A 260-nucleotide genomic window follows, 5' to 3' on the forward strand; every position below is an offset into this window, starting at 1 on the left:
GCACTGCCATCGGCTGAAGTCGCAGTAAAGCTATCGGTCAGCGTTTGGCCAGCCCCTAACTGCTGGATGGCTGTTTGTGCATTGTTCGCCGTGTACGTCCACACCCCATTGGCGGACAGGGTAAAGGTCCCGTAGGTGCCTGCCACAGAAGGCTGGGCGATAAAACTGGATTGGCCGGCATCGACATCAGTAATGGTCAAGGTACCACTACTGCTCAGGTTATTGTTGGCAACATTCACATCTTCGGTGACCACAGCAGT

Annotated in this window: 1 protein-coding gene; it reads right to left on the reverse strand. The window is 54.6% G+C overall.

Annotated features, from left to right (window positions below; all coding sequences use genetic code 11):
* On the reverse strand, positions 1-260 hold a 260-nt coding region (locus ACN4Z1_RS16025), incomplete at both ends, for a VCBS domain-containing protein (protein WP_419413492.1).

Origin of the sequence: Legionella sp. ST3F1 (assembly GCF_048553315.1) — a bacterium.
GTDB classification, from domain to species: domain Bacteria; phylum Pseudomonadota; class Gammaproteobacteria; order Legionellales; family Legionellaceae; genus Tatlockia; species Tatlockia donaldsonii.